This is a genomic window from Fodinibius sp. GM108 (genome assembly GCF_058386985.1).
Genome location: NZ_JBYEIR010000014.1, coordinates 18699 through 35276 on the forward strand (window position 1 = coordinate 18699; position 16578 = coordinate 35276).

Sequence of the window (16578 nt, forward strand, 5' to 3'; positions counted from 1 at the left end):
TATTTTAGGAAGTTGAGCTTGTATCTTGAGAATTGGTATCCTCATTTTCGGAAGCACCATTACCTGTGTTTCCAATAGGCACTTCAGGGGACTCTCGGAATCGTTCTTGTCCGGCTACACGAACTTTGCTGCTATCTGTAAGACTGTTATGGCCGGTAATAACCACTTCGTCGCCGGGGTCTATTCCCTCAAGCACTTCGATACGGTCTCCCTGCTCAATACCCAATCTCAATTCATTTTGTACAGCCAGTGTATCATCTTTAACAACAAAAGCTGAATAAGTGCGCTCAAGTTGTATCGTATTAGATTCGGGTTCAATAAGTGTTTGTACATTTTCAATGAGCGAAGCGCGCGGAATTACCACTGCATCTTTTCGGGTTTCAACATTAATAGAGGCCTCCACTAATACACCCTGGCTAATAGATTGGGCATCTTCGGTAAGACTGATAACAACTTCGCCGAGCCCGGTTGTAGGATCCAGCTGTGGACTTATCTGCGTGACACGTCCTCTACTGCTTATATCTGATTGGTTAGAAATCGTGAAGTTTACAGGTTGCCCAATTTTGACATTTTGCCATTCTTCGAACGGAAGATAAACGCGAACCTGATACCCGATTAAATTTGCGATTTCAAATGCCACCTGGCCGGTAGAAGCAACATCGCCTTCCGAAATATCACGGCTAAGCACTACGCCATAAGCTGGCGAAGTAATTTCGGTGTTATTTAAATTTTCTCGGCTTTCGGTGAGGCTTGCCCGCGAAGACTGGAGTTGTGCTTTGCTGCTTTCAAACGTGGCCTTGGCTTCTTCATATTCTGAACCGCTAATCAAATCTTTTTGATACAGCTCTTTTTGCCGCTGAAATTGAAGGCTGTCACGAACATAAGAAGACCGGCTTTGTTCCAGCGAAGATTTTGCTTGTTCAAACTGATCGCGATAGGGGGCGTCATAGATTTTAGCCAATACATCGCCCTGTTGTACAGTATCTCCAAGATCGACATAAATTTCCGTGACGCGGTTCGAAATCTGAGGCGTTATTTCAATAATTTCCTGTGCCCGAACATTTCCGTAGGATTTAATTTGTTTAGAAATATCAGTTTGCTGAGCGGTAACAGTTTCAACGCTGGTGCCGGGATTTTCTTGATTCATACCACCCGGCCGATTGAAATTTTCAGGATTTCCACCGCAGGCCTGGAATATTAAAAGAGCAAATAATATTAAACTACAGTACTGTAAATGTTTCACTTGCTTGATTTTTATTGGGTGATTATGAGCAACTCTCTTAGTACGAGTGACTTAGAGCAATGATTCACCGATATCTGATAAACTCCAAGAAATGGGAATGATTAATATTTTTTTACAATGGCCACAATACCTACTATATACTTGATGGGAGAATAGTCAAATTTGAAGGCTTAATTTAAGAAAAAGACTCAAAATTTTTTATCTTAGAAGCAAGTTAAAATAACTATATAAATCCACCTAGCTAATATGAAATTTTTTATTGACACTGCTGATCTCGATGAGATCCAGGAAGCAAATGATTTGGGCGTATTGGACGGAGTAACTACCAATCCCAGTTTATGCGCTAAAATTGGTGTAGCTGATTTTGAGGGACATATCGCAAAAATTTGCAACATGATAGAAGGCGATGTGTCTGCAGAAGTCGTTTCAACAGAATATGATGAGATTGTAGCTGAAGCTCGTCATCTGGCAAAAATTGCTGATAATGTGGTGGTTAAAGTTCCGCTTATTAAAGACGGAATAAAGGCTATTAAAACATTGTCAGATGAAGGCATTCGGACGAACTGTACACTCTGTTTCTCAGGTACGCAGGCTATGCTGGCTGCCAAGGCGGGAGCAACATACATATCACCCTTTATTGGCCGCATTGATGATATTTCGAGTAACGGTATGCAGCTTATTGAAGACGTCGTCACGATTTATGAGAACTATGAGTTTGATACAGAGATTTTGGCGGCAAGTATCCGTCATCCGATGCATGTGCTTGAAGCAGCACGTCTGGGTGCCGATGTAGCAACAATGCCACTTAGTGTTATCGATCAGCTTCTGCATCATCCTCTTACCGATCGAGGACTCGAGAAGTTCTTGGCTGATTGGGATTCTCTGCAGGAAGAAGTGAATGCTAAAGAAGTGGGCGAATAAATTATTATTAAAAAAGTTTTTGAGCCTGGCGGGGTGTAATTCCTGTCAGGTTTTTTTATTTCCCGGCAGTTAATTTTGAATCTGTTTAACGTATCCTTCAAACCCTTGTTGCTTTAGCTCATCTCTCTTTTTACGGGCATTATTTTCATCCACATATAATCCAAAGTAAACACGATATACTGTTTGATCTTCCATCCGGATTGTTTCAACTCGGGATCCGCGGATTTTTCGTGAATGGTTAAAAGCCTGAGTTTTATTAGTATAAGAAGCAAGTTGGACTGTATAGGTAGGCACTTTAAGATCCGTGATGCGGGATTCATCAATTTCACCCTCCAGCAATAGTAGCTCCACATTGGCGGTGCCCCTGTCTATCATATCAATTTCCTGAGCCGCCTTTTTAGAAAGATCGATAATACGATTTTTGGCATACGGTCCCCGGTCATTGATGCGAACGTCCACAGATTTACCATTGTCCAGATTACGAACCCTGACGATACTATTGAAGGGAAGAGTTCGGTGTGCGGCGGTCATTCCATACATGTCATATTTTTCGCCGTTTGCTGTTAGCTTACCATGAAAGTTAGGTCCGTACCAACTGGCTACTCCTTCCTCAATTTTTTTCCCCGATGCTTCGGTAAGATCTTTTTTTTCTGGTTTTTGGGGTTTTTCTCCCATCCGTGATGTTGTACCACAAGAGGTAAGAAATAAACTAAATACTAATGTTAGAAAGAGAAGGTATCGCAAATTCTGTTTTTGTATTTGCTGAACATTACGGGAACAATATATTTTTGAGGAGCCACAAAATCCACAGTTTCTTTCAATTATAAATCCTAAGTGACTTTATTGTGAAAAGATAGATAATCACCTTCAGGAATAGCTGACAGGCGGTCAACAGATTTATTATACAGATAGATCCAGGCGGTTTTTGAATTGTTTGAAGTTTGTACAGATATTTTTCTTCTGACAAACAAACTTTGAGATGGATGATCCGGACTGTATCCTTCATAGGGATCCAGGTATTGAAAAACAGACTCAGGGTCTTTTATTTTATAAAGCTCACCATGAATGATATTTGAATTATTATCAGATGTTATAGCTGCCGGAAAAGAACCGGCATCGAATAATTTGCCTTGAACCGTCCCTTCCTTCACCTCAACCGTATACTTTTCAAGTAAATCTGTTATAGGATGATTTATTTCCTTGCGCAAAGTTCCATACACAAATAAATATGCAGTGTCAGGTGAAGAACTCATAACTATATCATAAAGAAAGGTACGGTAGTGAAAAATATTTGAGCCGGCGACTGGATTCGAACCAGCGACCTATTCTTTACGAGAGAATCGCTCTACCCCTGAGCTACGCCGGCATAATAAGTGGTCAAATATAACCAGTATCGTACTTCCTTAGCAAGTGCATATAAAAATAACTTAATCGCCGTAAAAATTAGCGTTCGAAGGTTCTCTTGTCTATTTTCAGTGACTAAATTTAGATATTTATGGAAAGCTATATATCAAACTACCCGGTTACTTTTTTCATCGTTGCAGCGAATGTAACGGTATCGCTGGCTGCTTTGTATATGTACCCCCGTTTAATCGAGTTTGGTTATCTCAAACCGTATCGCACCGTTAGGAATAAAACATGGTACGAGCTATTAACCTCCGGTTTTTTGCACGCCAATGTCGGGCATCTGTTTGTGAACATGTTTACCCTCTATTTCTTTGGTCCGATTATGGAGCTGAAAATTGGGGGCATTTATTTTCTCGGATTGTATTTATCGGGATTAATCGTAGCCGGAATACCATCGATTATTAAATTTAAAGATGATCCCAACTATGCTACACTGGGTGCATCCGGCGCAGTGGGATCGGTATTATTTGCATTTATTTTTCTTTACCCGATGGATAATATCTATCTCCTTTTAATACCGATCCCCATACCAGCTTTTGTATTTGCTATCCTGTATTTAATCTACAGCATTTATGCCAGCAAACAGCCTCGTGGTAAAATCAATCATGAGGCTCATATCGCCGGAGCTGTCTGGGGTATTCTATATCTTATGATTTTTGTGCCCGATATGATGACTCACTTTATGACTGTGTTCGGATTAATTTGAGGCAGTAGTCAGGGCAAATTATCCGTTTTTACTGCGGAAATCCTTCATAAAGTCCACGAGCGTTTCCACGCTTTCCATGGGGCAGGCGTTGTACATGCTTGCACGTACACCTCCGACGCTCCGATGACCTTTCAACGTGTATAAATCATGCTCTTCAGCTTCGGATAGAAACTTTTTCTCGAGTTCTTCCGATGGCAGTCGAAATGTCGCATTCATCAGCGACCGCGAATCTTTTTGGACGGCACCACGATAAAATTCATCCCGATCTATTTCATCGTATACTAATGCCGCTTTCTCTTTATTAAACTTTTTGAAGTGAGAGAGGCCGCCTTTTTTCTGAATCCATTCAAGTACTAAGTTTACCATGTAAACATTAAATGTCGGCGGCGTGTTAAATATCTTTTCGGCATGTGTCTGATATTGAAGGATAGTGGGCACACCTTCAGTGTCGGCTTTCTCCAGAAAATCTTTGCGTATTATTACGATGGTCACTCCCGCAGGACCAACATTCTTTTGAGCTCCGGCGTAAATAATCCCATATCTGGATGCATCAATGGGCTTAGAAAGAAAATCAGAGGACGCATCACAAACCAGCGGTATTCCATTCGTTTCCGGTTCTTCGGGAAACTGTGTGCCGGCAACGGTGTTATTTGAGGTAAAATGAACGTATACAGGATCGTTGCTGAAGTTTAGTTCTGAATCTACCGGTACTCTATCGTAGCCATTTTCTTTACTGCTGAACGGACGGTGTACGTTCCCGAACTTTTTTGCTTCTGTAATAGCTTTATTCGACCAGCGGCCGGTATCTATATAGTCAGCAGTCTCATTTTCTCCCAAAAAGTTAAACGGAGCCATCATGAACTGTGAGCTTGCACCACCCTGTAGAAACATAATTTCAAAATCAGTTCCCAGGTCAAGCAGATCACGGAGCCGTGATTTCGCCTGATGATCAATTTCGGTGTATTGGGCACTACGATGGCTAATTTCCATTACAGAACGCCCCATATCTTGGAAATTAACCAGCTCTTCCTGGGCTTTTTTCAGAACTTCAAGTGGTAATGTAGCAGGTCCGGCGCTAAAATTGTGAACGCGTTTCATATTATTAATGGTTAAATGTATTAGAGTTAAAAAGTGTGAACGAGTAGTCCCGATCGTAGTTTGGGTTCAAACCAAGTGGATTTCGGAGGCATTAAAAGACCTTCATCGGATACTGCGACAAGTTCTTCAATGCTCGTGGGATACATGCTGATAGCCAAGTCAGCCTGATCATTATTTACGAGCTTTTCAAGTTCTTCAGTACCTCTGATGCCTCCTACAAATGATATATTCTCATCTCTCCGTGGATCATCGATATTCAGCAGTGGTGAAAGAACAAATTCCTGCAGTCGGTAAACATCAAGTTGTTCTGCACTATTTGGATTTCCATTGATTGGCAATTCCATGCTGTACCATTTTCCATCAATAAAAATGCTGATATCTCCCTTTTGAGAGGGTTCCGGCGATGCACCTGCTGTTAGGTTGAAATTTTCTTGCAGGGTATTTAGAAAATTATCCGGTATCGAGTGTATGACACGGTTGTATGCCAGGATATTCATGTGAGACATCGGAAATATAACCGCGGGAAAGAAATTGTATTCTTCACTTCCGGTATGATTCTCATTTTCAGATCGCTTTTGTTCTGCCGCCCGTGAAGCACTCTTGCAGCGGTGATGTCCGTCGGCAATATATAAGTGCGAAATAGACTTAAAAGCTTCTACAAACTCTACTATGTTCTTCGTTTTCCAGAGTCTGTGGACAACCCCGTCATCGGCCTCAAAATCAAAGAGCGGATCCTGCTGCATTGTTTTCTCAATAAGTTCTGCCGTGCGTTGGTCATCCTTATATGTGATCATAACCGGCTCGGCATGGGCTTGTTGAGTAAGAATATGCCGGGTGCGATCATCCTCTTTGGCCGGACGTGTAAGCTCATGTTTAAGAATTACCTCGTTGTCATAATCATCGACTGATACACAGGCAAAGATACCCGTTTGTGGCTGTCCATTTCTTATGAGTTGATAGATATAAACATGTGGAGCTATATCTTGTTCGAATGTGCCATCACTTAAAAACTTCTTCAGATTTTCAGCTCCTTTTTGATATACACTGTCATCATGAGGATGCGTTTCTTCCGGCAAATCAATCTCCGGGCGAACGACATGTAAGAAACTTTTTGGTTTACCTTTTGCTAAGGTACGAGCTTCTTTTACACTTACAACATCGTAAGGAACACAGGCAATTTCTTCTACGTTTTCAGGTTCGGGTCTCCAGGCTTTGAATGGGTGTAATGTTGCCATTAGTCAGTAAAATATTATAGGATTTAATTTCGAAATCAGGCTTACTAAGGTACTTGGATGTTTACAATATTTAAAGAGCAATTTTGATAACTTTAGGACCTGCTATAAATTAATTCTTTGAAGCAAACATTGTATTTTACAATCAATAGCAAATAAAAATATTACTATGGATCAGATGAACTTTAACGGAGATAACTTATCCGAAGACGAACAACAACAGCTTCTGTTTATGATGTTGGTTCAGCAGCATCAACAGATAGCAATGATGGGTATGGGAAAAGCTGAGAATCCAAATACGGGAGAAACAGAACGGGAGTTAAAGTCGGCAAAATTTGCGATTGATACCCTCTTGATGCTGAAAGAATACACCCAGGGGAATCTTCCCGAGAAACTGAGCAGTTATTTGACCGAAACACTTAATAAGCTGAGAGTCAGTTATGCCGAAGAGAAAGAAAAAGAAGGTGAATCTGATCAAAGTGAAGAGGAATAGTTTTGGTCCCGGTAACAGCGGCAGGAGGGGTCGTATACAAAAAAGAGGAAGATTCTTTACACGTACTGCTGATTTTTAGACGTGGCGTTTGGGATCTGCCCAAGGGCAAAGTTGAAGAGGGGGAGTCGGTGCGTGAATGTGCTGTTCGGGAAGTAGCTGAAGAAGTGGGCTTATCTACCCTTCCTGTTATAACAAAACAGCTGATAGAAACATATCATGAATATGAACAGGGATGTAATCGATTTGGCAAAACAACTCATTGGTTTGCAATGAGGCTAGGTGCCAACCCTGAAGAATTCCATCCACAAACCGAAGAAGACATTGAAGAGGTCCGTTGGGCTCCACTCTCAAAAGCAAAATCATTTGTTGGATATGATAATTTAGTTGATGTGCTCCAGTCTTTTGAAGAAGAGTATGTCGAAAAATTCTGAGCTTAAGGAATAACGAAGCACGCAGAAATTAAAATGGATTTGCTAAACCATGTTACTCTGTCTGAACGGATCAGGGACTGTTGCAAAAATAGGGAGCCCAGGCGTTAACGCCTGAGCTATCGGAAGCCTTAGTGAAAATCAGTAATTAGATTTTAAAGAGCAATTGTGTGAAGATCTCATCCCGAAAGCTTTCACGACGGCATCTCATGTCAGGGATTTGTAAAGATCTTTAAAATAAAAAAAGGGACACGCTGTTACGCATGTCCCTTAAATTCTTGGCTATCAATATCAGTTTTGCAGCTGAAAGGTGATCGGCAAACTGTACTGAACACGAACCGGTTCACCGCGCTGGCGGCCGGGTTCAAATTCAGCCTGTTTTACAACACGCAATGCTTCTTCGTCAGCACCGCCGCCAATGCCCCGAATTACCTTCGGATCCTCAACTTCGCCTTGCTCATTAACAATAAACTGGATAATAACTTTTCCTTCTATACCGGCTTTCCGGGCCATTTCAGGGTAGTTAATCTTTTTCTGTAGACTGGCTAGCCCACCTTTAAGTTCGGGCATGTTTTCAACGGCAACAAAGAAATCTTCTTCTTCCTCTTCCTCTTCAGGGGGATCAGGCATCTCGAGCTTTTGATCCATATCCATTTCAGCATCGAGATTAATTTCTTGGTCCTCAATGATCTCATCATTAGGAACTTCCACAGGCACTTGTGGTCGTGGAGGGGGCGGAGGTTCTTCTTCCTGTTCTGTTTGTGTTATCTCCTCCATCTCTACGACTTCCTGTTCTTCAGTTAAATCAGTATCCGGTTTTTCGGATACAAACTCGACCTTCATTGCTACAATAAAAATCAAGAGAACTACAATTAGACCTACTTCCAGAAAGACCGTGTAGTATTGTCTGAGGTCAGCCTTTGGTTTCTTCCTTTCAGAATTCATAATCAATTTCGCATTAATTGGAAAAAATTATTTGGTTCCTAAGTAAACAAAGAATTTATCATAATCTCCACTCCATTAACGTGAAAAAATAGATTTTGTTTCCTTTAACATTTATTAGCCCAAAATAAAAAAAGGCGTACCTGATGGCACGCCTTTATATTTACAAAAATATCAAAGAAAATCAGTTTTGAAGCTGAAAGATCACGGGTAAACTATATTGAACACGAACCGGTTCACCGCGTTGGCGTCCGGGATTAAATTTAGCCTTTGCAACTGCTCTGAGGGCTTCTTCGTCACACCCGCCGCCAATGCCTCTGATAACTCGCGGATCTTCTATGCTACCATCTTCATTAACAATGAACTGCACAATTACTCGTCCTTCAATACCCGCTCGACGGGCCATTTCCGGGTACTTGATGTTTTTCTGCAGCGCAGCTAATCCTCCGATTAGTTCCGGCATTTGTTCGACAGCTACAAAGAAATCTTCTTCTTCCTCTTCTTCTTCAGGGGGAGCAGGAGGAAGTTCCAGCTTTTGATCTAAGCTAAGTTCAGCGTCTATATCCAGGATTTCATTTTCGATAATCTCATCATTGGGAACTTCCACAGGTATTTGCGGCCGCGGTGGGGGTGGTGGACGTTCAGTCTGATCAGTTTGAATAACATCTTCCATTTTGATGACTTCCTGTTCCTGGATCAGATTTTGTGCCTGCTTTTCTGTCCTTAAATCAACTTTCATTGCGACAATAAAAATCAACAGTACAGCAATTAGCCCAAACTGCATAAAGATTGTATAGTATGTGCGTAAATCAGCACTAGGTTTTTTTCGTTTGTTTCGCATATCCTTAAAATTTTAGAATTATCGATCAATATACTAATTGATTTATATAAATTCCTATTCTATAAAAGAATTAACTATGGTAGCTAACGGAGGATATGCTTCTCCTAGTATGTAGATTGATTTTAGTTTGAAGGGCAGGGATTGGCAGATTTGTCAGGTATTATTTGCTTTAATAACCAGATAGCCGCGAGGCATCCAAGGATATCAAATAAAAAGTCCACAGGATCACCTTGACGCTGTAAAGGAAGCACGTGTTGTAAGATCTCGATGAGTAGTCCGAAAACGGATCCACTGGCAAAAACAATCCATAAATTTACAGAAACGGATTTCCTGATCTCGAAATACAAACCCAGGGTAAAGCTCCAGCTTCCAAACAATACCATATGGCCCAGTTTGTCATAACTCCAGAGTTTACTCTCAATCATGGCATCCGTTGGCATCAGGGTGAGCGCCAAAGTGGCAAGAGTAAGGCTTACGATTCCGAGCGGTAACAGATAACTGTGTCTTGCAAAGAACGAATAAACCGAAGAAGTAAAATTCATATAAAATCTTTGGGTTCAGGTAATCCCTTATTATGATTTAGATAAGAGTCTAATTTTTGTTTTCCACGTAGTAACCCCATTGCAGAGCTGCGATCCGTTGTGTTTCCGAGAGCAAAAAAAGCACCGATCTTACCAGCCAAAACGTCGCCGCTGCCGGCGCGGGCAAAATATTGGGTGTTATAGCTTGTTAAATAGCAGCTGCCGTCTGATGTTCCTATGATACCCGGCATCCCTTTTGCCATGATCGTAACGTTCTGCTGTTTCGCAAAATTGCGAACGGTTTTAAGACGTTGATCGTCGGGTGAGGTATCAGCATTTGTCAGCTGTTTTAATTCACCGGGATGTGGTGTTAAAATCCAGTTTGATTGTTCGGGTTTTTCCCATTCATCTATCTGTGAAAGACACCACAACCCATCCGCATCAATAACGGTATCAGCTGTGTTTTGTGAAAGGACGTGTTCGGTAAATGAAATTGTTGTTTCGTTTCTCCCCAGTCCGGGACCGAAAAGAACGGTACCTTCTTTTTCCCGGATGATATCAAGTACTTCATCGGCATGTTCTTTTTTGAAATAATGATCGTCATGACTGCCAACGGGTTTCTTTATGATAGCAGGAAGCTGATGTTCGAAGACAGATAGAATGCCTCTTGGACAGATGACAATGACAGCGCCCAATCCCTCGGCCCAGGCACTCTGCGCCGCCATGATGGCTGCTCCCGTTAATCCTTCGGATCCCGCTATAAGATAAAGAACGCCTGAATCGTACTTGTGCCTGCCGGGTGTTGGGGATTCGATCGGAATCCAGCTTTCATCCAGTAAATAGGTAGTACATTTTTCTTTGTAGTGATTTGGAAAGGGCAATTCGCAATAGTCAACGGTGCCTGTTAATGATGGACCATCGTTCAGGTAAAACCCTAGCTTTCTACTTCCGAAAGCAAAAGTGCGGCTGGCGTTGACGGCCGCCCCCATAACCTGCCCGGAGTCGGCGTGGAGACCTGTTGGTATATCTACGGCAAAAACAGTTTGTTTTTGGCGATTGATCCATTCGACGGCATCCGTGTAATCTCCCCGAAGATCACTGGTAAGTCCCGTGCCAAGCATACCATCGACAACAAAATCATAATCTGAGGGCGATTTAAAATCCTGCCAGGATTCAAATACAGTGAGGCCATTTTGAGTATCGAACTTTTGCAACAGCCGGTAATTTTTTTGCGCATCGGGAGAAAGGTCTGTACCGCTCAAAAAAACTACCGTGGCTTTAATGTCATGCTGTAGTAAATATCGTGCTATCACCAGAGCATCGCCGCCATTGTTTCCTTTGCCGCAGAGGTAAATGCCATGTGATAAATCATGATCTCGGAGCATTATTTTTGCCGCCGATGATCCGGCAATTTCCATCAATGTAAAGCCGTTGATCTCCATCTCTTCTATGGTGCGCTCATCGACGCGGCGACTAAGGTCGGAATCCAATAAATAATAATCGTGCGGAGCTCGTAATGATGATGTTACCATAACTGTTGAATGAATATGATCTCAAGTATCGTCAAAATAATGCCTGAGGAAGTTCCGCCGATCAGTTCACCTGCTGAATGTGCCTTCAGGTGATAGCGTCCCCAGACCATTAAAGGTAAAAGTACCAAAAGGTGCAACAATGATAAAATAATTGTGAATACGGCAAATTCTGAAATCCCCAGAAAATAAACTGCTGCATACACAGTACCGGCCACGGCCACCGATGCTGAATGAACACTTATTTTCCACCTGAGATTAAGCAGGAATGCGATGCTGAGATTGATCAGGAATACAAGTGACAGTGTGAGAAGAAAAGGGTGGGCTGTAGGGATGTATCTGTAAATTGCGAAGCTTGCCACAGTGGCACAGCCTATAGAGAAAGCATACAATACAGTTCTGGTGTGGCGTATCGGTAAATCGAGTGACGTTATGATACCATTTTTTAGCAGGTAAAGCGTGAGCACAAAGGGTAAGATGGTGTAGCAAAGTAAAGCTATGCTAAAAACCTGGAGCGTAGTCGCCAGCGTTTGTCCCAACAAGAAGGAGGTGAACACCAAAACCACCGGAGGCATAAACAGGGGGTTGCCCAAATCAGATAGCAGGCGGGCCAGTCCTTCTTCGCCAAACCTCTTTAATATGTTGAGCGAGCTGTCAACCGGTGACTGTGCCATGTAGCAATCTTATTTAATAGGCACGAGCAAAAAGAACTTTTTGTTCAGAAGGCTCTCCCGTGACCATGCATTCTCCTTTTTCGCCATCTTCTAACGGGATGCACCGAATGGTAGCCTTGGTTTCGTCTTTGATTTTCTCTTCTGTTTCGACCGTGCCATCCCAGTGGGCGTAAACGAAGCCACCCTCATTTTCGATGACTTCTTTGAACTCGTCATAGGAATCGACGACATGCGTATTATTGTCGATACGTTCTTTTGCAGAATCAAACAGCGTTTGCTGGATGGTATCAAGCAGTTCATCAACTTTGGATGCAATGCCTTCGCGGGTGACGATATTCTTATCGAGCGTGTCTCGACGGGCAAGTTCTACATTATTGTTTTCCAGATCACGCGGACCGATAGTCAGTCGCAACGGTATTCCGGCCGCTTCGTGCTCATTAAATTTCCAGCCCGGACTCATATTTTCGCGATCATCCAGCTTGACGCGGATATTAAGCGCTTTGAGTTCATCTATTATTTCGTCGCAGTAGTTCAAAACTGCTTCTTTTTCTTCGTCACTTTTCCAGATCGGTACGATAACAACCTGGTTAGGCGCCAGCTTGGGAGGCAACACCAGTCCCTGATCATCGGAATGTGTCATAATAAGTCCGCCGATAAGCCGCGTAGATACGCCCCAGCTTGTAGCCCAGACGTATTCGTGTTCACCCTCCGAGCTCTGGAATTTTACATCAAAAGCCTTGGCAAAATTTTGCCCTAAAAAGTGTGAGGTACCCGCTTGAAGTGCTTTGTTATCCTGCAAAAGTGTTTCGATACAGTACGTATCCACGGCGCCGGCAAAACGTTCAGATTCTGATTTGACGCCCGTTTTTACCGGCATTGCCATATATTCCTCGGCAAATGTGCGGTAGACATCAAGCATTTGGTGTGTTTCTTGCACCGCTTCTTCTTTGGAAGCGTGAGCCGTGTGACCTTCCTGCCAGAGAAACTCCATCGTTCGCAGGAACAGCCGGGTCCGCATCTCCCACCGGACAACATTGGCCCACTGGTTAATGAGGATTGGCAAATCGCGATACGATTGGATCCAGTTGCGGTATGAATCCCAGATAATTGTTTCCGAAGTGGGACGAACAATTAGTTCTTCTTCCAGCCGCGAATCAGGATCCACTTCAACACCGTCGTTGGAATTTTGCAGCCGGCTGTGGGTAACAACCGCACATTCTTTGGCAAAACCCTCTACATGCTGAGCTTCTTTCGACAGGAATGATTTTGGAATAAAAAGCGGGAAGTATGCATTCTCATGACCGGTATCTTTGAACATCTGGTCCAGTGCATCCTGCATATTTTCCCAAAGCGCGTAGCCGTTGGGACGAATAACCATGCAACCGCGCACCGGCGAATGATCGGCCAGTTTGCCTTCGCGAATTACATCTTGATACCATTGGGAAAAATCTTCGTCTCGTTCCGTGATTTTCTTAGCCATGAGAAGTAGGAAATTGTAAAACTATCGGTTTTAAATTAGTAAGCTGGAAAATAAGGTGATTTCTATGAGCCTCAAAAAAAGATGTGAGGAATAAATCTGACGAGATTTTAAGGCCGCATTGGAACCAGCTAAAAAATAGTGAACCGAGACTTAATTTTTAATAATAATTGCCTTATATTTGGCAACTCTTGATTGCCGATATGGCGTGGTAGCTCAGTTGGTGAGAGCGTCGGATTCATAACCCGGAGGTCGGCGGTTCGATTCCGCCCCACGCTACTGTATAAAATCCCTAAGTGGCTAATGACAGCTGCTTAGGGATTTTTTGTTTGTTGTTGGCAATCCTCCTCCCATATCTTGAAACGTTTTTCCAACACTCTCTTCTTGTTTACCTTTTATGGTTCCCCTTGATTCATATGTAAAAAATGATATGTTACCAATTCTTTTAAGTATATATCTAATACATCAATGGACCTACAAACAAGAAGTACAGATACGCTGCTTGTTACTATTCTTATCTTGGGTCTCTTTTCCCAGTTGTATTTTGTTGAGGCAAAAGATGAGCCATATCCATTAATATTATTTCCTGGTGGCGGTGAAATAATTAAAGATGAGGACCGAATATCTTATTCCAATTATCAATTCATTGCTCATTCCATCGATGGCAGAGAAGAAAAAGTAAAACAATTTGATCTATTTGATACGGTACCTGCTGACTACTCATTCCATATAACACGGAATATAATGAACTTGAGTAGGCAAGATATTTTTGATCCTAAAGATAAAATTAAAGGCAAAGATTGGTTACGGGAAAAGTTGAAGGAGATAACTTCTATAAGTAAGGTTCGAAAACTTGAAATTAAAAATGTAAGCTATAATATCTATCTCTCTGATAATACAATAGATTCCATACGGACAAAACGAATCTTAACTATTGCTAATCTCGATTTAACTGTGAATGAGTAAGTTGAAAAAAATATCTGATTGGTTTGGCCAACTTATCCATAATAAATATTGCATTGGTGAGTATGGTTTGGCTCTCTATCGCATTAGTTTTGCATTATATCTTTTAACTTTTGGAATCCCCATTTTCTCTTGGATTCATGCCAACCCAGATATTTTCTTTGATCCTCCTACCTATAGTTTAGCAAGTTTTTTTCAGGGTTTCCCCTCGTTTGAGATCCTTTTTTTACTGGATTTCAGCATTATTTTATTAGCTATATTCTTGCTTTTCGGATATAAAACGGTATGGACGTCTTTATTTTTGAGTCTTTTATGGCTTATTGGATTTTCTTTTAAGTATTCATTTGGAAAAATAGATCATAATATTCTGTTCGTTATTACACCTCTAATAATGTCTGTTTCCGGGTGGGGAAGAAAACTATCACTAGATGAGAAAAATTCTAATGTTGATGACACGTCATCCCAATATACAGGTCTACCAGTCTTTTTATTAGCATTACTGTTAGGGTTTGGATATTTCACTGCCGGATATGCAAAAGCGTTTAATTGGTTGGATTTCAATATCAGTACCCATGGGGTGAGAAACTGGATTGTAAATGCAATGTATATTTCAGAAAATCCGGCTCTTTTACTACCCAAGATTATTCAAATATCGAATCCTTACTTTTGGGAACTGTTAGATATCATGGCAGTTACGTTTGAGTTATCATTTTTCATAGCCGTTTTCAATAAAAAAACATTTAAATTCTATTTACTCATTGGAGTGATTTTTCATTGTGCAAACTTGCTCATGCTAAACATTGCTTTTCTATCTTTGATGGTTGTTTACCTACTTTTTATAGAATGGGATTATCTAAAAAAGAGAGTAAATCTAAATTTTATAAATCAGTTAGTTTCATTTAAAAATTTAGTGATAGCACTGCTGATATATTGGAGCATTTATATTTACTTTATATTTTTCCCATCAAGCGAACTTCTATTCTCTTTTGGGCTTCTTGAAATTATTATGCTTCCCTTTTCCGATAATCCACAATATTTTATTAAATATTTAGTCATGTCACTAGCATTTATTGTAGCACTATTTTCTGCATATAAAATTATTATTAATAGAACAATCAGTCGAGGATTGTTTTATTTTCGAAGGAGATAATCTGGCTTTCAAAATTTAAAGTCATTTGAATCTGCCTCAAGAAATTAGTGTTACTAATGTAGTAGCAACCCTCCAATAATTTTTCATGTGCTATTTGATGATCTTTTTTTCTTAAATTTCAATTAATTCTTCTTTTTCTATTGTATGCATATGCCTAGCATGAGGAGTTAGTTTTCTCATGCCCTGGAACCCTTTTCCACACTCTGAATACGTTAATTTGTGCTCTTCGTTTTCTTTAGGTCTCTTTCCGCCGCATACAAATCCACCTGTATCTGTAGTGGCGTCTTATTTTTCCAGGCGCCAATATGTACATGGGGGCCGCGAGAGATGCCGTTGTTACCAACTTTAGCGATTACATCACCAGGTTTTACGGTTTCGCCTTCCTCAACTGCAATTTCACGCACGTGTACAAAGAGTGCGACGACCCCATTTCCATTTTTGATATGAATCCTTCCCGGTGCCGATTCTCTGTCCATATTTCCAGGTTTGTTGGTTCTTTCGGGATGATTTACTTTTGTGACTTCACCATGAAATGGAGCCAATACATTTTTTTGCCACGCAAAATAATCCCCATTCTCTGAGCCGTCACTTTCAAAAACTTCCATAGTTCCATTTTCACCAATGCGCGTAATTACAAAATCACGCCCCAGCTGATCCCCTAATTGCAAGTGTGACTTATACATATGTTCCCGGGAGACGATTAATTCATTATCTTCGGTTTCGATGGGTGGATGTATGAGTACTGATTTGGTAAGGGTATCATCTTCAATATCGGCAAGACCATATTGGGCCGTTGCGCGATCGACCGGTAAAAATAATGTCAGTGTTAGTAGTAAAAATGCAATAGATGTCAATTTATCTATATTGATCGAATACATGATTCACAAAATTTTGAAGGATTGTTGGTTCTCGTGAACAAGTATCGACTACGAGCAGAGTGGGATGATGTTACG

Annotated in this window: 18 protein-coding genes and 2 tRNA genes; 7 read left to right on the top strand and 13 right to left on the bottom strand. The window is 41.3% G+C overall.

Features of this window, described 5'->3' with window-relative positions:
• Nucleotides 1-4: 4 nt before the first annotated feature.
• Entirely contained in the window at nucleotides 5-1147 is a 1143-nt protein-coding gene (locus ACT3ID_RS18140) for an efflux RND transporter periplasmic adaptor subunit (protein ID WP_491543482.1), read from the bottom strand.
• A 342-nt stretch (nucleotides 1148-1489) separates the two neighbouring features.
• Here ACT3ID_RS18140 and fsa point away from each other — a divergent pair, with 342 nt between their 5' ends.
• Nucleotides 1490-2164, top strand: a complete 675-nt coding sequence (fsa, locus tag ACT3ID_RS18145) for a fructose-6-phosphate aldolase (protein ID WP_491543483.1) — start codon at nucleotides 1490-1492, stop codon at nucleotides 2162-2164.
• A gap of 69 nt (nucleotides 2165-2233) precedes the next feature.
• On the opposite strand, the gene ACT3ID_RS18150 is transcribed toward fsa, so the two are convergent.
• The 3 genes from ACT3ID_RS18150 to ACT3ID_RS18160 form a co-directional block, all read right to left on the bottom strand.
• Nucleotides 2234-2839 (bottom strand): septal ring lytic transglycosylase RlpA family protein, encoded by a 606-nt coding sequence (locus ACT3ID_RS18150; RefSeq protein ID WP_491543484.1) that lies wholly within the window; start codon nucleotides 2837-2839, stop codon nucleotides 2234-2236.
• 155 nt (nucleotides 2840-2994) lie between these two features.
• Complete coding sequence (locus tag ACT3ID_RS18155) at nucleotides 2995-3417, bottom strand: gamma-glutamylcyclotransferase family protein (RefSeq protein ID WP_491543485.1); 423 nt, start codon at nucleotides 3415-3417, stop codon at nucleotides 2995-2997.
• 41 nt (nucleotides 3418-3458) lie between these two features.
• A tRNA-Thr gene (locus tag ACT3ID_RS18160) sits at nucleotides 3459-3530 on the bottom strand.
• Between the two features lie 129 nt (nucleotides 3531-3659).
• Between ACT3ID_RS18160 and ACT3ID_RS18165 the strand changes: the two genes are divergently transcribed.
• A complete protein-coding gene (locus ACT3ID_RS18165) occupies nucleotides 3660-4277 on the top strand; it encodes a rhomboid family intramembrane serine protease (RefSeq protein ID WP_491543486.1) in 618 nt (205 codons plus the stop codon).
• Between the two features lie 18 nt (nucleotides 4278-4295).
• On the opposite strand, the gene serC is transcribed toward ACT3ID_RS18165, so the two are convergent.
• Entirely contained in the window at nucleotides 4296-5375 is a 1080-nt protein-coding gene (gene serC / locus ACT3ID_RS18170) for a 3-phosphoserine/phosphohydroxythreonine transaminase (protein ID WP_491543487.1), read from the bottom strand.
• Nucleotides 5376-5401: 26 nt separating this feature from the next.
• Complete coding sequence (locus tag ACT3ID_RS18175; protein ID WP_491543488.1) at nucleotides 5402-6610, bottom strand: DUF1015 domain-containing protein; 1209 nt, start codon at nucleotides 6608-6610, stop codon at nucleotides 5402-5404.
• Between the two features lie 166 nt (nucleotides 6611-6776).
• Here ACT3ID_RS18175 and ACT3ID_RS18180 point away from each other — a divergent pair, with 166 nt between their 5' ends.
• Both ACT3ID_RS18180 and ACT3ID_RS18185 read left to right on the top strand, forming a co-directional pair.
• Nucleotides 6777-7100: a DUF1844 domain-containing protein gene (locus ACT3ID_RS18180; RefSeq protein ID WP_491543489.1), complete on the top strand. Its 324-nt coding sequence runs from the start codon at nucleotides 6777-6779 to the stop codon at nucleotides 7098-7100.
• Nucleotides 7101-7102: 2 nt separating this feature from the next.
• On the top strand, nucleotides 7103-7531 hold the full coding sequence (locus tag ACT3ID_RS18185) for an NUDIX hydrolase (RefSeq protein ID WP_491543490.1): 429 nt from the start codon (nucleotides 7103-7105) through the stop codon (nucleotides 7529-7531).
• Between the two features lie 288 nt (nucleotides 7532-7819).
• On the opposite strand, the gene ACT3ID_RS18190 is transcribed toward ACT3ID_RS18185, so the two are convergent.
• The 6 genes from ACT3ID_RS18190 to proS form a co-directional block, all read right to left on the bottom strand.
• Nucleotides 7820-8473, bottom strand: coding sequence for an energy transducer TonB (locus tag ACT3ID_RS18190; protein ID WP_491543491.1), 654 nt, complete (start codon nucleotides 8471-8473; stop codon nucleotides 7820-7822).
• Nucleotides 8474-8654: 181 nt separating this feature from the next.
• Nucleotides 8655-9311, bottom strand: coding sequence for an energy transducer TonB (locus ACT3ID_RS18195; protein WP_491543492.1), 657 nt, complete (start codon nucleotides 9309-9311; stop codon nucleotides 8655-8657).
• A gap of 122 nt (nucleotides 9312-9433) precedes the next feature.
• On the bottom strand, nucleotides 9434-9853 hold the full coding sequence (locus ACT3ID_RS18200; protein ID WP_491543493.1) for a VanZ family protein: 420 nt from the start codon (nucleotides 9851-9853) through the stop codon (nucleotides 9434-9436).
• A complete protein-coding gene (locus tag ACT3ID_RS18205; protein ID WP_491543494.1) occupies nucleotides 9850-11364 on the bottom strand; it encodes an NAD(P)H-hydrate dehydratase in 1515 nt (504 codons plus the stop codon). The genes ACT3ID_RS18200 and ACT3ID_RS18205 overlap by 4 nt, the downstream gene beginning before the upstream one ends.
• Nucleotides 11358-12035, bottom strand: a complete 678-nt coding sequence (locus ACT3ID_RS18210; RefSeq protein ID WP_491543495.1) for a hypothetical protein — start codon at nucleotides 12033-12035, stop codon at nucleotides 11358-11360. The genes ACT3ID_RS18205 and ACT3ID_RS18210 overlap by 7 nt, the downstream gene beginning before the upstream one ends.
• A gap of 13 nt (nucleotides 12036-12048) precedes the next feature.
• Nucleotides 12049-13515: a proline--tRNA ligase gene (proS, locus tag ACT3ID_RS18215; protein WP_491543496.1), complete on the bottom strand. Its 1467-nt coding sequence runs from the start codon at nucleotides 13513-13515 to the stop codon at nucleotides 12049-12051.
• Between the two features lie 202 nt (nucleotides 13516-13717).
• Between proS and ACT3ID_RS18220 the strand changes: the two genes are divergently transcribed.
• The 3 genes from ACT3ID_RS18220 to ACT3ID_RS18230 all read left to right on the top strand — a co-directional run bounded on the left by ACT3ID_RS18220 (nucleotide 13718) and on the right by ACT3ID_RS18230 (nucleotide 15625).
• Nucleotides 13718-13791, top strand: a tRNA-Met gene (locus tag ACT3ID_RS18220).
• 189 nt (nucleotides 13792-13980) lie between these two features.
• A complete protein-coding gene (locus tag ACT3ID_RS18225) occupies nucleotides 13981-14478 on the top strand; it encodes a hypothetical protein (protein ID WP_491543497.1) in 498 nt (165 codons plus the stop codon).
• Nucleotides 14471-15625 (top strand): hypothetical protein, encoded by a 1155-nt coding sequence (locus ACT3ID_RS18230; RefSeq protein WP_491543498.1) that lies wholly within the window; start codon nucleotides 14471-14473, stop codon nucleotides 15623-15625. The genes ACT3ID_RS18225 and ACT3ID_RS18230 overlap by 8 nt, the downstream gene beginning before the upstream one ends.
• 212 nt (nucleotides 15626-15837) lie before the next feature.
• On the opposite strand, the gene ACT3ID_RS18235 is transcribed toward ACT3ID_RS18230, so the two are convergent.
• A complete protein-coding gene (locus tag ACT3ID_RS18235; RefSeq protein WP_491543499.1) occupies nucleotides 15838-16503 on the bottom strand; it encodes a M23 family metallopeptidase in 666 nt (221 codons plus the stop codon).
• Nucleotides 16504-16578: the final 75 nt, after the last annotated feature.

Coding starts and splice junctions, on each gene's coding strand:
- ACT3ID_RS18140 (WP_491543482.1), bottom strand. CDS start 1,147: ATGAATCAAGAAAATCCCGGCACCAGCGTTGAAACTGTTACCGCTCAG.
- fsa (WP_491543483.1), top strand. CDS start 1,490: ATGAAATTTTTTATTGACACTGCTGATCTCGATGAGATCCAGGAAGCA.
- ACT3ID_RS18150 (WP_491543484.1), bottom strand. CDS start 2,839: ATGGGAGAAAAACCCCAAAAACCAGAAAAAAAAGATCTTACCGAAGCA.
- ACT3ID_RS18155 (WP_491543485.1), bottom strand. CDS start 3,417: ATGAGTTCTTCACCTGACACTGCATATTTATTTGTGTATGGAACTTTG.
- ACT3ID_RS18165 (WP_491543486.1), top strand. CDS start 3,660: ATGGAAAGCTATATATCAAACTACCCGGTTACTTTTTTCATCGTTGCA.
- serC (WP_491543487.1), bottom strand. CDS start 5,375: ATGAAACGCGTTCACAATTTTAGCGCCGGACCTGCTACATTACCACTT.
- ACT3ID_RS18175 (WP_491543488.1), bottom strand. CDS start 6,610: ATGGCAACATTACACCCATTCAAAGCCTGGAGACCCGAACCTGAAAAC.
- ACT3ID_RS18180 (WP_491543489.1), top strand. CDS start 6,777: ATGGATCAGATGAACTTTAACGGAGATAACTTATCCGAAGACGAACAA.
- ACT3ID_RS18190 (WP_491543491.1), bottom strand. CDS start 8,473: ATGAATTCTGAAAGGAAGAAACCAAAGGCTGACCTCAGACAATACTAC.
- ACT3ID_RS18195 (WP_491543492.1), bottom strand. CDS start 9,311: ATGCGAAACAAACGAAAAAAACCTAGTGCTGATTTACGCACATACTAT.
- ACT3ID_RS18200 (WP_491543493.1), bottom strand. CDS start 9,853: ATGAATTTTACTTCTTCGGTTTATTCGTTCTTTGCAAGACACAGTTAT.
- ACT3ID_RS18205 (WP_491543494.1), bottom strand. CDS start 11,364: ATGGTAACATCATCATTACGAGCTCCGCACGATTATTATTTATTGGAT.
- ACT3ID_RS18210 (WP_491543495.1), bottom strand. CDS start 12,035: ATGGCACAGTCACCGGTTGACAGCTCGCTCAACATATTAAAGAGGTTT.
- proS (WP_491543496.1), bottom strand. CDS start 13,515: ATGGCTAAGAAAATCACGGAACGAGACGAAGATTTTTCCCAATGGTAT.
- ACT3ID_RS18225 (WP_491543497.1), top strand. CDS start 13,981: ATGGACCTACAAACAAGAAGTACAGATACGCTGCTTGTTACTATTCTT.
- ACT3ID_RS18230 (WP_491543498.1), top strand. CDS start 14,471: ATGAGTAAGTTGAAAAAAATATCTGATTGGTTTGGCCAACTTATCCAT.
- ACT3ID_RS18235 (WP_491543499.1), bottom strand. CDS start 16,503: ATGTATTCGATCAATATAGATAAATTGACATCTATTGCATTTTTACTA.